Below are 12,819 nucleotides of genomic sequence, written 5' to 3' on the forward strand. Positions count from 1 at the left end.
TGTCGACTAAGTCGTTAACAGTAAAGAATTAAGTTAACAAATATTTAAGGAACTTGAGTTAAAAGCTTTAAGCTTTTCAGTGTAAAGGTTAAGCGGTTTCAGCCTCTTTAACTGGAGCTGAGTTACGGATTAGGTGGTCAAATGCACCTAAGCTTGCTTTTGCTCCTTCACCCATCGCAATGATGATCTGTTTGTAAGGTACGGTTGTCACATCGCCTGCTGCAAATACACCTTTCATCGATGTTGCACCATGAGCGTTAATCTCAATTTCACCGCGTGGTGAGAGCTCAACTTTCGAACCCTTCAACCATTCGCTGTTTGGCATCAGGCCGATTTGAACAAAGATACCTGCTAGTTCTATCTGTTTAAGTTCATCGGTGTTGCGGTCTTTGTATTCCAGACCGGTTACACGGTTGCCATCACCAATTACTTGCGTCGTTTGAGCCATCTTGATGATTTCGATGTTTGGTGTTGCGTTTGCTTTGTCGATAAGCACTTGGTCGGCACGTAGTGTGTCTGCAAATTCAAGTACGGTTACGTGTTCTACAATACCCGCTAAATCAATCGCCGCTTCGATACCTGAGTTACCGCCACCAATAACCGCTGTTTTCTTACCTTTGAATAAAGGACCGTCACAGTGTGGGCAGTAAGCGACGCCTTTATTGCGGTACTCTTGCTCACCCGGAACGTTCATTTCACGCCAGCGAGCACCGGTACTTGTGATAACTGTGCGAGATCGCAGTGTTGCGCCGCTCTCTAGCTCAACGTGGATGTAGCCGTCTTCTGTGTCTTCTGCCGCAATGATGTTTGCAGCGCGCTGCTCCGTCATCACTTCAACACCGTACTCTTTTACGTGCTCTTCAAGGCTTGCCACTAATTTAGGGCCAGTTGTCGCTTTCACTGAGATAAAGTTCTCAATCGCCATGGTGTCCATCACTTGACCGCCGAATCGGTCAGCAACTACACCAGTACGAATGCCTTTACGTGCAGCATAAATTGCCGCTGAAGAACCTGCAGGGCCGCCGCCGACAACCAATACATCAAACGGTGCTTGTTGGTTTAAGTTTGCTGCTTTCTTTTCTGCTGCGCCTGAATCAACCTTGTTGAGGATCTCTGCCAGTGACATACGGCCTTGACCAAATAGCTCACCATTAACGAACACGCTTGGCACTGCCATGATGTCGCGAGACTTCACTTCATCTTGGAATGCTGCGCCATCAATCATCGTTGTCTTAACCAGAGGGTTAATCGCCGACATCATGTTGAATGCCTGAACCACTTCTGGACAGTTTTGGCATGAGAGTGAGATGAAAATCTCTACATTAAGCTCTTGATTGAGTTCTTTAATTTGTTCGATTACGTCCGCTTCAAGCTTGATAGGGTGACCACCACTATGAAGCAGTGCTAGAACCAGTGACGTAAATTCGTGACCCATTGGCAAACCGGCAAAACCGATCGCGGTGCCTTTCTCTTGGTTCACTACCTGCATGATTGGGCTGCGCGTGCTCGCGCTATCATCACGGATCACTTCAATTTTGTCGGTTAAAGACGCAATATCATTCGCCAGATCTTGAAGTTTGTTCGCTGTGTCGCTGCCATCCAGGCTAAGGACTAATTGAACATTGGTTTTTAGGTTTTCTAGGTATGCTTTTAGCTGCTGCTTCATTGCTTGATCTAACATAATCGTGCCTGCTCTTAAATTCTGTGTCTTGGTATTGACCAATACCTTCTTGCTGAAAAAGGAAAATAAAAAGGGGGCGCAAGTCGGCAAATATTGTGGTGTTGATGTTTTGAAAGGGTGGCGCGCGACTGCCCTTTAGGAGGGGGGCCGAAGCGCGCCTGTAGAACCGTTTAGCTATTCTTGTTAGCTAGGCTTAGATTAAATCTTGCCTACTAGGTCTAGAGATGGAGCTAGAGTCTCTTCGCCTTCTTTCCATTTAGCTGGGCAAACTTCACCTGGGTTAGCGGCTACGTATTGTGCTGCTTTAACCTTGCGTAGTAGGTCTTCTGCGTCACGGCCGATGCCTTCAGCTGTGATTTCCATTGCTTGGATAACGCCTTCAGGGTCGATTAGGAACGTTGCACGGTCTGCAAGGCCTTGACCTTCACGCATAACGTTGAAGTTATTTGTGATGTTGCCCGTTTGGTCGCCTACCATGAAGTATTCGATAGTGCCGATTTTGTCAGAAGTATCGTGCCATGCTTTGTGAGAGAAGTGCGTGTCAGTTGATACTGAGTAAACTTCTACGCCGCGAGATTGAAGCTCTGCGTATTTGTCTTGTAGGTCAACTAGCTCAGTTGGACATACAAATGTGAAGTCTGCTGGGTAGAAGAAGAATACAGCCCACTTGCCTTTAACGTCTTGCTCAGTGATTTCTACGAATTCGCCGTTTTTGAATGCTGTTGCGTTGAATGGTTTGATTTCTGTGTTGATCATGTTGGACTCTCTTTCTAATTTGTAGTGTTTAACGCTATCCCGCGTCGATGTAGATATATTGCATTGCCACCGAAAATTAGTGAAATCGGACATTTCTATAGATTCAATAGGCGAATCCTATCTTCGAAAGGAGAAAGTTATCGACAAAAGCTATCAAACCTCAGCAATACTCGATTTGAGTAGCTATGCTCTTTAGGTCGTTCTCTATATTGGGCTGACCTCCTGCTAATGTGAGCGTCTATTTATAGTGTGAGCATGTATGTAGATAGCGTTTCTTTAAGTGAGCTGAAATCCCATGTTAATCTGAGAATAACAAAAAATTATTATTAATATAAATTATGATAATTTCAGTTAATCAAGTTCTCTGCCTATACTCTCTTCATCGAAACGAGATACCGAAGCTAGACTTCGAAAAGCACAGAATAAAAAACGAATTGGAGAAAGTTATGAAAATGAATCACGTAGGCATCATGGTTGGCGATATGGACCAAGCGGTAGAGTTTTACACCAAGGCTCTAGGTCTAAGAGTTGTAATGAACAACACTAAAGTGATGGAAGAACGCGAATCAGCAATCGGCCGTATGTGTATCGCTGTATTTGGTGAAGGCTTCAAAGGCTTCAACATTGCTCACCTAGTAACATCTGATGGCATCGGTGTTGAGATGTTCGAAATGGTTGACCGTGAAGATCGTCATAAGGTTGATTTCTCTCGTCTAGGTATCTTCCACTTCTGTCTACAGCTTCCAAAAGAGCAATTTCATTCAGCGATTAAACGCGTTGAAGAATTTGGCGGTAAAGTTCGTATGGACATCATGCGCTACCACCCAGAAGACGACCTAAAACAAGCGCAAATGGTTTACCTAGAAGACCCGTTTGGCAACCTATTCGAGTTCTACTCTCATTCATACGAAGATACGTACGCGACTGATTACGAGTAATCGCGTTACTACCTTCTATAAAGTAGAAAAGCCGAAACACCCCTAAAGAGGATTGGTAGAGATACCAATCCTTTTTTGTTTGTGCTTTTTGGGGCAGGGGAGATGTGCCGTTGGCAGCGAGTACTGCATCCACAATGACGAGTTATTGGTCTTCGGTTTTTACGCATCGAACTGAGAACATATAGTCTTTCGAACTTGTTGCTCTGCGTATTTCGTTTTTGTGTGTATTCCACCAAGCGTAAGCAAGTGTTCGGATAATCCCTTTTTTGTCGGATGCGCTGCTCGCGGTCCAAAACTCGGTGTACGCACCTTCAGTGATATACCAACCATTCCATTTTACGCCTGCTGGTCTAGCAAAGAAGTTCTGTTTATTGACAATAGATGGGTCGACTTTGGAAAATAGCCCGTCTGCTTGAGCTTCTTTGAGTTGCAAACCTAACTTTTGATCACCCCCGCGCCAACCGTTTTGGTGTACTTCTTCCTCAGGCATACCGATGGCCAGTTCCAACTTTTTCCAATCCTCATCGGTGGCCACTCGCCAGCCGACTGGGCAAAGGTTTCGTTGATCTGAAACATCATGCCAATTGTACAAGCGTCCGTATTTTAATAGATTTTCTTGATCATCTTTTGGGATCGCGCCAGATCTTACCGGGCTACCATCTTGGAACTGAGTGCTTCTCAGGCTTTCCGCTAACCAAACCTGTTCCCCGATAGTAACGGTGCGATAAGTGTTGCCTTCCGCGTCTTGAACCGTATCCGTCAGTTGGTATAACTCTTTGTTGATGTCGTTAGCCGATGATGTGGCAGCAATAACCATACTGACTCCTATAGATGAAATTAGCTTTTTCATGATGAATAACCCGTCGTAATCTTATGGGGTTACTTTAACTCTCATGTTGAGCTGAAAATAGGCGATATGCTCTCTAAAACATGCCTATTTATCTCATTTAGTATGGCGGAGAGATCTAATAGTCAGTTTGTTTTATTGCTATGCGATGTTTTCAATCAGCTGTTTTGATTGGCTCCACTGCTTAGGTGACTGGCCATACACACGCTTAAACTCACGACTAAATTGAGAAGAGCTGACGTACCCAACTGCCATCGCCGCTTCATTGACATTCTTACCCGCAGCTATTTTCATCGCCGCATTATTCAAGCGCATCGACTTCATAAATTGGATCGGTGACATTCGGGTCGCTTGTTTGAATTTTCGGTGGAATACCGCTCGGCTCATCCCGACATGCGATGCGAGCTCATCAATCGTGACGTTCTTTGTCAGGTTCAACGATAAATACTCAATTGAGCGAGCAATTTCATTGCCAATGCCAAATGCGCCTCGCACTGAAAGACCAGCCTCGCCTTGTAAGACAGCGTAATAGAGCTCTCTTAAACGACTCTCGCCGAGAATGGCCGTTCCTGCTTTATCGTCTCCTAACTGAATGAGTCGAAGTAGAGCATCAGAAAAAGTGTCGTCCCAATTGGCGAGTGATAACCCTTGAGGTTGTGGGCTACCTTTAGGGACCTTAACTGCGCCGCTGACACTCTCCATTGCGATGGCTAATTCGGTCATCACTTTGGTATCGAGTGAGATAGCTACCCCTAACAATGGATTTTCAGGTGTCGCTGCTGGCGTACCCGCCTCAACAGGCATGGAGACTGAGCAGCACAGGTACTGACTGCTGTCATAGATGTACTTATCGCCATCGAGTATTGCTTCTTTACTGCCGCTTAAAATCACGATTAGCGTTGGTTCATAGACGGCGGGAGCACATGGAATAGCTTGAGTTACCTTAAATAGGCGAACTCCCTTTATACCCGTTTCGATCATGCCATCTTCCGTTATACGACTTTCTACTAGCTGCTTAATTTTCTGCTTCATTAACCTGCACCGTAAGTTCGACCTGATACAAATAGGCATGTTTTTGAGATTAATTCGCCTATTTATGAATCTCTGTGAGAGTTATAGTAACTTCAGACAACAATACTACCGCTGATAGGTGCATGCAAACTGCTTTCGTGCTTTATCAAAAGCTCAATCTGGGTCTGGTCGTTATAACGATAAGGCTTGGTGGAGATAAGTGGTTTTAAAATAAAGAGTTGGAAAAAGAACATGTTAAAAAGCTTCATTCTCATATTGGTTACGCTGTCTTTGATGGCCTGCTCAACACCTAATGTTTATAACGATCTCAATGCAATACCTTCTACGGAAACGGGTGAGCATGAACTCGGTATTGCGTTTGGCGGTGGTGGCGTTCGTGGGTTTATGCACCTAGGCGTGATCAAAGCCTTGGCAGAGGAGGGCATTGCCCCTGATGTGGTGAGCGGCACCTCTGCGGGTTCGATTGCTGCGACTCTATATGCTTCAGGGCTGAGTTATGAAGAGATGGAACTCGCGATAGAGAAAGTTGGCATGTCTGACATCGCCGATTTTGTCTTTTCTTCAAAAGGCTTGGTGAATGGCAAGAACTTGTCAGAATGGATAAACAGCCAAGTGACGTATGATGACCTGTCTGATATGCCAATGCCTGTCGCGCTTACCGCGACCAATCTGACATCGAGAGAGACCGTTATTATTCGTTCGGGTAACCCGGGGCATGCTGTTCAAACCTCATCAACCATTCCCGGCGCATTTGTACCCGTTGAAAACCAAGGTGATATCTTAGTTGATGGTGGTATTTTTAGTGTTGTGCCTGTTTACGCGGCTAAAGATCTCGGTGCTAAAAAGGTGATAGCCGTTGATATCTATTGTCACAATCAAATCACGCCAGAAGTCTCGGCGAGCAAGATTACGCTTGCGGCTTTTCGCATGCAAAGCTGTCGTCTGTCTGAGCAAGAGCTAAACAGTGCCGATGTGGTCATTAGACTGGACTATGAACCGAATGGAAGTGCGGCTTTTAATGAAAAAGAACAAGCGATACAAGCGGGTTATCTAGCTGCAAAAGAGGCGATGCCTGAGATAAAGGCGATGCTCTCCATCTAGCGGCGGAGATATTGCTGAAACACTGTTTGGCTCAAACTCTGGTTAACTGAGATTTAAACGTTTAGAAAGGATTGGTAGAGATACCAATCCTTTTTTGTGTTTGTGGGACTTAATTTAGGAACATCGGATAAACCGTCGGCTGCACTAAAACAAACCGACAATGTTGCTCTTTAGTGCAGCATATCCTTGATGGAAAACTTAACTGATTGATAAATATAATGTTAAACCATTGGCATATATGTTGCTCTATTCCCTTTGTGTAAATTGTATACAATAAAAAATACATTAAGGAAGTCACATGGAACAGAACAGTGAATTGATCTACGGGTTAGACGATCGACCTTCAGTTAAAGCAGCCAGTTACGCGGCGCTGCAGCATGTATTAGCCAGTTTTGTTGGCATTATCACCCCCACGCTTATTATCGGTGGCGTTTTAGGGTTAGGTGAACACATTCCTTATCTGATCAGCATGGCATTAATGGTATCTGGGGTAGGTACCTTTATCCAAGCCAGAAAAATAGGGCCAGTTGGTGCTGGGATGATCTGTGTCCAAGGAACCAGCTTTGCGTTCTTAGGATCTGTATTAGGTGCGGGCTTCCTTGTTAAAGCGAATGGCGGTGATCCGGATGAAATGCTGGCGACCATTTTTGGTGTTTGCTTCTTCGGTGCGTTTGTCGAAATTGTCCTCTCGCGTTTTATCGAAAAGCTGAAAGTGGTGATCACCCCAGTTGTGACCGGAATCGTTATCACCACGATTGGCATCTCTTTGATTAAAGTTGGCGTCACAGATATTGCTGGTGGCGTTGGCGCAGAAGATTTTGGCTCTGGAAGCAATCTGATGTTGGGTGCCATCGTCCTCGGAACGATAGTCGCGCTTAACCTGAGCAACAATAATATGGTTAGGTTGTCGTCGATTTTAGTTGGGATGGTAGTTGGCTGGGGCGTTGCCATTTTGATGGGCAAAGCGTCAATGGTTTCTTTTGCTTCTCAACCGCTATTGAGTATTCCTGTCCCATTTAAATATGGCTTCGCTTTTGATTGGCAAGCCTTCCTGCCTATCGCTTTTATTTACTTGATTACCGTTATTGAAACCACGGGCGACCTTACCGCCAACAGCATGTTTTCAGGGCAGCCGGTTAAAGGGCCTAAATACCTCAATCGACTCAAGGCTGGCGTGCTGGGTGACGGCGTGAACTCACTTATCGCTGCGGTATTCAATACTTTTCCGAACACGACTTTCAGCCAGAACAACGGTGTGATCCATTTTACGGGGATCGCGAGTCGCTACATCGGCTATTTCATTGCCGCGATTCTTTTTCTGTTAGGGCTATTTCCCATCTTAGGTGCGGTATTAATGACGATTCCAAAGCCAGTCTTAGGCGGGGCGACATTAGTGATGTTCGGTACGGTTGCTGCTGCGGGCATCAAAATCATCGCCAATGAGAAACTGGATCGCCGCAGAATCATGACGATAGCCATCTCACTAGGCTTAGGGCTTGGTGTCATGCTGGTACCAGATTTATTGAAAGAAGCACCCAAGCTAGTGCAAAGCATATTTGGCTCACCTGTAACCATGTCTGGTATTGCCGCGCTTGTGATTACCGGGTTGATGTCATTGGTGCCTGAAACAAAAGCCAAGCCGATCTCGGATGCAGTTCAAACCAGTAAAGCGTAACGGGCTTCTTCGTGCTGAACTAAGGATGTTTAACTAGAGCCACATGACATATGTGGCTCTGAACTTTAACTTATTGTGTGACGTGTTGGCATCTCACTTAACTTAGTAAATAACATAAAATTATCATTAATATAAATTATGATAATTTAAGTTAATCGTCGTATCTCCATATACTCTCTCCATCGAAACGAAACACCGAAGCGAGTCTTCGAAAAATACAGAATTAAAGAGAATTTGGAGAAAGTTATGAAAATGAATCACGTAGGCATCATGGTTGGCGACATGGACAAAGCAGTCGAGTTTTACACGAAAGCTTTAGGTCTAAGAGTCGTAATGAACAACACCAAAGTGATGGAAGAGCGCGAATCAGCAATCGGCCGCATGTGTATCGCTGTGTTCGGTGAAGGCTTTAAAGGCTTCAACATTGCACACCTAGTAACATCTGATGGTATCGGTGTTGAGCTGTTCGAAATGAAAGAGCGCCAAGAGCGTCACGAAGTAGATTTCTCTCGCTTAGGTATCTTCCACTTCTGTCTACAGCTTCCAAAAGAGCAGTTTCATTCAGCGATTAAGCGTGTTGAAGAGTTTGGCGGTAAGGTTCGTATGGACATCATGCGTTACCACCCAGAAGACGAACTAAAACAAGCACAAATGGTTTACCTAGAAGACCCGTTTGGCAACCTGTTCGAATTCTACTCGCACTCATACGAAGATACGTACGCGACTGACTACGAGTAATCGCGTTACTACCTTTCATAAGGTAGAAAACCGAACACCCCCTAAAAAGGATTGGTAGAGATACCAATCCTTTTTTGTGTTTGTGTGCTTTTTAAGTGCTCCATCGCATGGGGTGATTAAGAAGTAATCAGGTTTAAAGCGTTGTTAAAGTTGACGTTTTGAAGATAAAACCTTTCATGAATATGACTGAAGCGAGCGAGCTTCATGAAAATATTACGGAATACACTGGTGATAGCCTTCGCTGAGAATTCATAATACTCAGTTCAATACTGCTGAACCGCACTACAATGAAAATAGATAAACATTACATGAAGAAGATCTACTCAAATAGCATGAAAAAACTAAACCTTATCTTTGCCGCTTTTCTTATTACTTTGCTTGCCGGATGCTCGTCACATGCGGCCGTCGATACTTCAAAAACAAAGGGCTATGCCAATTCACATGCGCTTGTGGGAGTGGCTTCTTGGTATGGCGATAAATTCCACGGAAAACTGACAGCAAGTGGTGAAACGTATAATAAAAATGCTTATACAGCCGCTCACAAAACCTTGCCATTTGGGACTATCGTAAGAGTGACCAATACAGCCAATAACAAGTCAGTCGATGTGAAAATTAACGATAGAGGCCCCTACGTAAAAGGCCGAGTGATTGACCTTTCGCACAAAGCATTCTCTCAAATTGGTGACGTCAAGAAAGGCGTAGCAACAGTCAAAATTGAGATCATTGATGACAGCAACACCTTTCGATACAAACACTAGAACCCCCTCCTAACCTCCCCTTGGTTTACATCTCCGACTCCTGGGAGGAACAGAACCTCGGTCTCGATGATTGAATGTCACATTTATGCCTACTCAATAAGGCTGCTTTGTAGCCTTTTTTGTGCCTTTCGATAATCCATTTTTAATAAGATTATCTTATTTCTAATATGTGGGTTGATGATGTTATGTGGTCAATAAATCAGTGTCTTAGCTTTCTTATCATTAGGGTTCATTGAAATTCATTGTGAAATAATGAAAAGCTAACCTAATCCAAGTTGAGTTTTGGTGTGATTAACAGTGAAAGCCTAGGGGAAATTACATTTCGTTACTCACTGAAGTAAATCTGAAATATCGCTGACACGGTTCTGAAATTTTTGGTGTTTAGCTTATGGGGTTCTATATCGCATTCAAATAAGGAAATACCCGTGAAGCTAACCCCTGTCGTTGCAGCCGTAATTATGTCTTTCAGTTCAGCAAGTTTTGCTTTTAGCTTGCAACAATCTGCCAATGAAAACAGTGAAGATCTCGTATGGACAGGACACCTTAGCCCAGACAGCGACACGGTAATGTCTGCGATGCTCGCGGCTCATATCTATGGCGGTACAGCGACAGTGCCAGAGCCGATTAATCCAGAATCCACCTTCATCTTGAACTACTGTAATGCAGAATCGCCACGCGTAGAGACAGATTACTCTTCATACCGCGTGGGGCTGGTGGATTTCAATCAGGTCACTCAGCTAGCGCCAACCATTGACCAAGCATCGATTGTTGCTGTAGTTGATCATCACGCAATTGGTGGCTCACCGATTAATACACCACAAATTGTCGAAATGGATATTCGAGGTTGGGGATCGGCTGCAACTATTCTGGCTGACAACGCTGAAAAGTTGGATGTGACCCTACCTAAACACCTTGCTTGTGTCGGCTTAGGCGCAATCCTTTCTGATACTGTGGTATTCCAATCATCAACCACGACTGAGTACGATCGTGAATACGCCGAGAAACTGGCAAAGGTTGCAGGCATTTCAGATATCGAAGACTTCGGCCAACAGATGCTGATTGCTAAGTCGGATCTCAGTCACCTTTCTTCTGAAACCATTCTGACGCTGGATTACAAAAACTTTAAATACGGTGGCAAACAGGTGGGTATCGGTGTGGCTGAAACGCTAACGGCTCAACAACTGATTGATCGTAAAGACGAGCTTTTGGCAGCGATGAAGTCTTATAAAGAAGAGAACGGCTTAGATCATCTGTTCTTCTCAATCACAGACACTAAGAACAAAGAAGCAAACTTACTGTGGGTAGATGAAAGCGACTATCAGGTCATCAAGTCCGCTTTCAACGCTGAACCAACAAGCGACATGTTGACGTTAGAAGGCGTCACTTCGCGTAAGCGTCAGATTGGCCCTGCGGTTCAAAAGGCAATTGAGAGCTTGTAGAGAGCAAGCCCCGTTACTTTATAAATAAGTAGTGAAGGGATTGGTAGAGATACCAATCCCTTCACTCATTTTTAAGTTTATTCATTAAAGCTTAGAATTCATCGTATGACTTTGCTCTCATTTATAACAATTCGATTTTTATACCGTGATATCAAATTTAAATAGAAATGTATGTTTAACGAACTAAAACTTTCTTATATTTAATGGAATGATCCACTTCATTCACGTTAGTAATCGGCTAAGCATAAATAACAACAAACATGCAAACTTGGTATTAAAAGAAATTAAATTATAACTTTTGGTTATATAGCCCATTACTTTACTGATCGAGATGTCGGTACGTAGAATAAATATGGAACCAACATCAAATAAATGGAGTGTAGTGTGAGGCCTGTTCAATTTATGGCTTGTTGCAAAAAACCTCGATACCACCGAATTAGACGCGGAAGATTGGGGCGCTTATACCAAAAGTCCAGATACAAATGTGTCTATTGTAGAACCAACTTTTCAATAGCTAGATGGCGCCACCTTTTTATTACGACATCACGTGACCAATACTAACGGTAACCATAAATATCTTATTCAATAAGCCACACGGTGTTACTTACAAATAAAGACACGAAATTGTCAAAAATGAAAACTGTTACTTTCGTTTTGCGAAGATTGCTTTTTATCAATACATTTTATTTTTTCACGCAAGATTTATTTTTTCAAAAGGTGATGGAGAAACCTCCCCCTTAATCCGCATTTGCACATTCAGCGGTAAAGAAGGTTCTCCCCCTCGGTCGTTAATCTAGAGGGGGAGGGTGTTTCAAAATAGGCGAACACACGGCAGCCTATCAGCTATTGAAAGCAGTGTGATTGCGCCTGATATGAATGGAACGCACATACGTTCCAATTGAAAGATTTGGCGTTCTAAGACTCACAACGTATATGCGTTATTCGCTCCCAACCACTCTTTTACCGCTCGGTTAAAAGTGACCAACTTCTGCGGTGTTACCCTTCTTTGAGAATAGATAAGGCTTAGCTTCTGGGCTTTTATCGACCATTCTGGGAACACGTGAATAAGCTTACCTTGTTTGATCTGCTCTTCAACTTGATAGAACGGCAAGCTGGCGACACCTATCCCTTGCATCGCCAACTCTAAAATTGAACTGTAGGTATTCGAGCTAACGCTTCCAGTTACTTCAACATGGTAGGTTTGCTCGCCATTGATCAACTCCAGCTGATTCCAGCGTTCATTTTGACTGTTAAGAATGAAGCTGCATTTATGGATGTCTTTAGTGGTGGCAAGTGGGTTAGTCGATGCGTAACCCGCACTACAAACGAGAACATTGCGGATATGCCCGAGATCGTTGGCAATCACATCATTAGGCAGTTCATCGTAGGCTCGAAAAGCAATGTCAAAGTCGCCAGACTCGATCTTCTTTTTCATCGGCCCAAAGTCGAGAATCAAATCCACTTTTGGGTACTCTTGCTTGAAAGTAGGGATGATATGACGACAAAGCGCACGCCCAAACTCTATCGGTGCGGTAATTTTTAAATCGCCTGCCACTTCCTGCGTCATGTCTAAGACACGCATTTCCGCTTCGATTGCTAATAGTTGAATTTGCTTCGCTTTCGAATACAACTCTTCGCCCACTTCCGTGAGGCTGATAGAACGAGTCGTTCTGTGAAACAGTTTAGAATTCAATGTTTCTTCGAGCCGTTGTACATGCCGAGACACCAAACCTTTTGACACATCCAATACTTCAGCGGCCTTGGTGAAGCTTTGCTCTTCGGCGACAGTCAAGAAGGTCTGCATATAAATCAAATTCATCATTAACGCCATTTAGTAAACAGTGAAGTCATTTT

The 12,819-nt window shown here is 43.9% G+C and carries 11 protein-coding genes; 6 read left to right on the forward strand and 5 right to left on the reverse strand.

Going from position 1 to position 12,819, the window contains the following annotated elements:
- Positions 1-88 precede the first annotated feature (88 nt).
- Both ahpF and ahpC read right to left on the reverse strand, forming a co-directional pair.
- Positions 89-1,681 (reverse strand): alkyl hydroperoxide reductase subunit F, encoded by a 1,593-nt coding sequence (gene ahpF, locus MSG36_RS17800; protein ID WP_248369097.1) that lies wholly within the window; start codon positions 1,679-1,681, stop codon positions 89-91.
- 198 nt (positions 1,682-1,879) lie between these two features.
- Positions 1,880-2,437: an alkyl hydroperoxide reductase subunit C gene (gene ahpC, locus MSG36_RS17805; RefSeq protein WP_016798107.1), complete on the reverse strand. Its 558-nt coding sequence runs from the start codon at positions 2,435-2,437 to the stop codon at positions 1,880-1,882.
- Between the two features lie 446 nt (positions 2,438-2,883).
- Here ahpC and MSG36_RS17810 point away from each other — a divergent pair, with 446 nt between their 5' ends.
- Positions 2,884-3,375, forward strand: a complete 492-nt coding sequence (locus MSG36_RS17810; RefSeq protein ID WP_050650295.1) for a VOC family protein — start codon at positions 2,884-2,886, stop codon at positions 3,373-3,375.
- 142 nt (positions 3,376-3,517) lie between these two features.
- On the opposite strand, the gene MSG36_RS17815 is transcribed toward MSG36_RS17810, so the two are convergent.
- Both MSG36_RS17815 and MSG36_RS17820 read right to left on the reverse strand, forming a co-directional pair.
- A complete protein-coding gene (locus MSG36_RS17815; protein WP_248369099.1) occupies positions 3,518-4,225 on the reverse strand; it encodes a fibrobacter succinogenes major paralogous domain-containing protein in 708 nt (235 codons plus the stop codon).
- Between the two features lie 138 nt (positions 4,226-4,363).
- On the reverse strand, positions 4,364-5,254 hold the full coding sequence (locus MSG36_RS17820; RefSeq protein WP_082151294.1) for an AraC family transcriptional regulator: 891 nt from the start codon (positions 5,252-5,254) through the stop codon (positions 4,364-4,366).
- A gap of 231 nt (positions 5,255-5,485) precedes the next feature.
- Between MSG36_RS17820 and MSG36_RS17825 the strand changes: the two genes are divergently transcribed.
- The 5 genes from MSG36_RS17825 (at position 5,486) to MSG36_RS17845 (ending at position 10,965) form a co-directional block, all read left to right on the forward strand.
- Entirely contained in the window at positions 5,486-6,355 is an 870-nt protein-coding gene (locus tag MSG36_RS17825) for a patatin-like phospholipase family protein (RefSeq protein WP_050622070.1), read from the forward strand.
- 298 nt (positions 6,356-6,653) lie between these two features.
- A complete protein-coding gene (locus MSG36_RS17830; RefSeq protein ID WP_248369101.1) occupies positions 6,654-8,030 on the forward strand; it encodes a nucleobase:cation symporter-2 family protein in 1,377 nt (458 codons plus the stop codon).
- 246 nt (positions 8,031-8,276) lie between these two features.
- A complete protein-coding gene (locus MSG36_RS17835) occupies positions 8,277-8,768 on the forward strand; it encodes a VOC family protein (protein WP_248369104.1) in 492 nt (163 codons plus the stop codon).
- Between the two features lie 308 nt (positions 8,769-9,076).
- Positions 9,077-9,526 carry a septal ring lytic transglycosylase RlpA family protein gene (locus MSG36_RS17840; RefSeq protein WP_048614662.1) on the forward strand — a complete coding sequence of 150 codons (450 nt, stop codon included), beginning with the start codon at positions 9,077-9,079 and terminating at the stop codon, positions 9,524-9,526.
- 425 nt (positions 9,527-9,951) lie between these two features.
- Positions 9,952-10,965, forward strand: coding sequence for a manganese-dependent inorganic pyrophosphatase (locus MSG36_RS17845; protein WP_123322200.1), 1,014 nt, complete (start codon positions 9,952-9,954; stop codon positions 10,963-10,965).
- Positions 10,966-11,887: 922 nt separating this feature from the next.
- On the opposite strand, the gene MSG36_RS17850 is transcribed toward MSG36_RS17845, so the two are convergent.
- A complete protein-coding gene (locus tag MSG36_RS17850) occupies positions 11,888-12,784 on the reverse strand; it encodes a LysR family transcriptional regulator (RefSeq protein ID WP_248369107.1) in 897 nt (298 codons plus the stop codon).
- Positions 12,785-12,819 lie beyond the last annotated feature (35 nt).

Origin of the sequence: Vibrio sp. 1CM8B, assembly GCF_023161685.1 — a bacterium.
Classification (GTDB): domain Bacteria; phylum Pseudomonadota; class Gammaproteobacteria; order Enterobacterales; family Vibrionaceae; genus Vibrio; species Vibrio coralliirubri.

Bases quoted from the DNA above. Each gene is read 5' to 3' on its own strand.
- ahpF (WP_248369097.1), bottom strand. From the start codon at position 1,681: ATGTTAGATCAAGCAATGAAGCAGCAGCTAAAAGCATACCTAGAAAAC.
- ahpC (WP_016798107.1), bottom strand. From the start codon at position 2,437: ATGATCAACACAGAAATCAAACCATTCAACGCAACAGCATTCAAAAAC.
- MSG36_RS17810 (WP_050650295.1), top strand. From the start codon at position 2,884: ATGAAAATGAATCACGTAGGCATCATGGTTGGCGATATGGACCAAGCG.
- MSG36_RS17815 (WP_248369099.1), bottom strand. From the start codon at position 4,225: ATGAAAAAGCTAATTTCATCTATAGGAGTCAGTATGGTTATTGCTGCC.
- MSG36_RS17820 (WP_082151294.1), bottom strand. From the start codon at position 5,254: ATGAAGCAGAAAATTAAGCAGCTAGTAGAAAGTCGTATAACGGAAGAT.
- MSG36_RS17825 (WP_050622070.1), top strand. From the start codon at position 5,486: ATGTTAAAAAGCTTCATTCTCATATTGGTTACGCTGTCTTTGATGGCC.
- MSG36_RS17830 (WP_248369101.1), top strand. From the start codon at position 6,654: ATGGAACAGAACAGTGAATTGATCTACGGGTTAGACGATCGACCTTCA.
- MSG36_RS17835 (WP_248369104.1), top strand. From the start codon at position 8,277: ATGAAAATGAATCACGTAGGCATCATGGTTGGCGACATGGACAAAGCA.
- MSG36_RS17840 (WP_048614662.1), top strand. From the start codon at position 9,077: ATGAAGAAGATCTACTCAAATAGCATGAAAAAACTAAACCTTATCTTT.
- MSG36_RS17850 (WP_248369107.1), bottom strand. From the start codon at position 12,784: ATGAATTTGATTTATATGCAGACCTTCTTGACTGTCGCCGAAGAGCAA.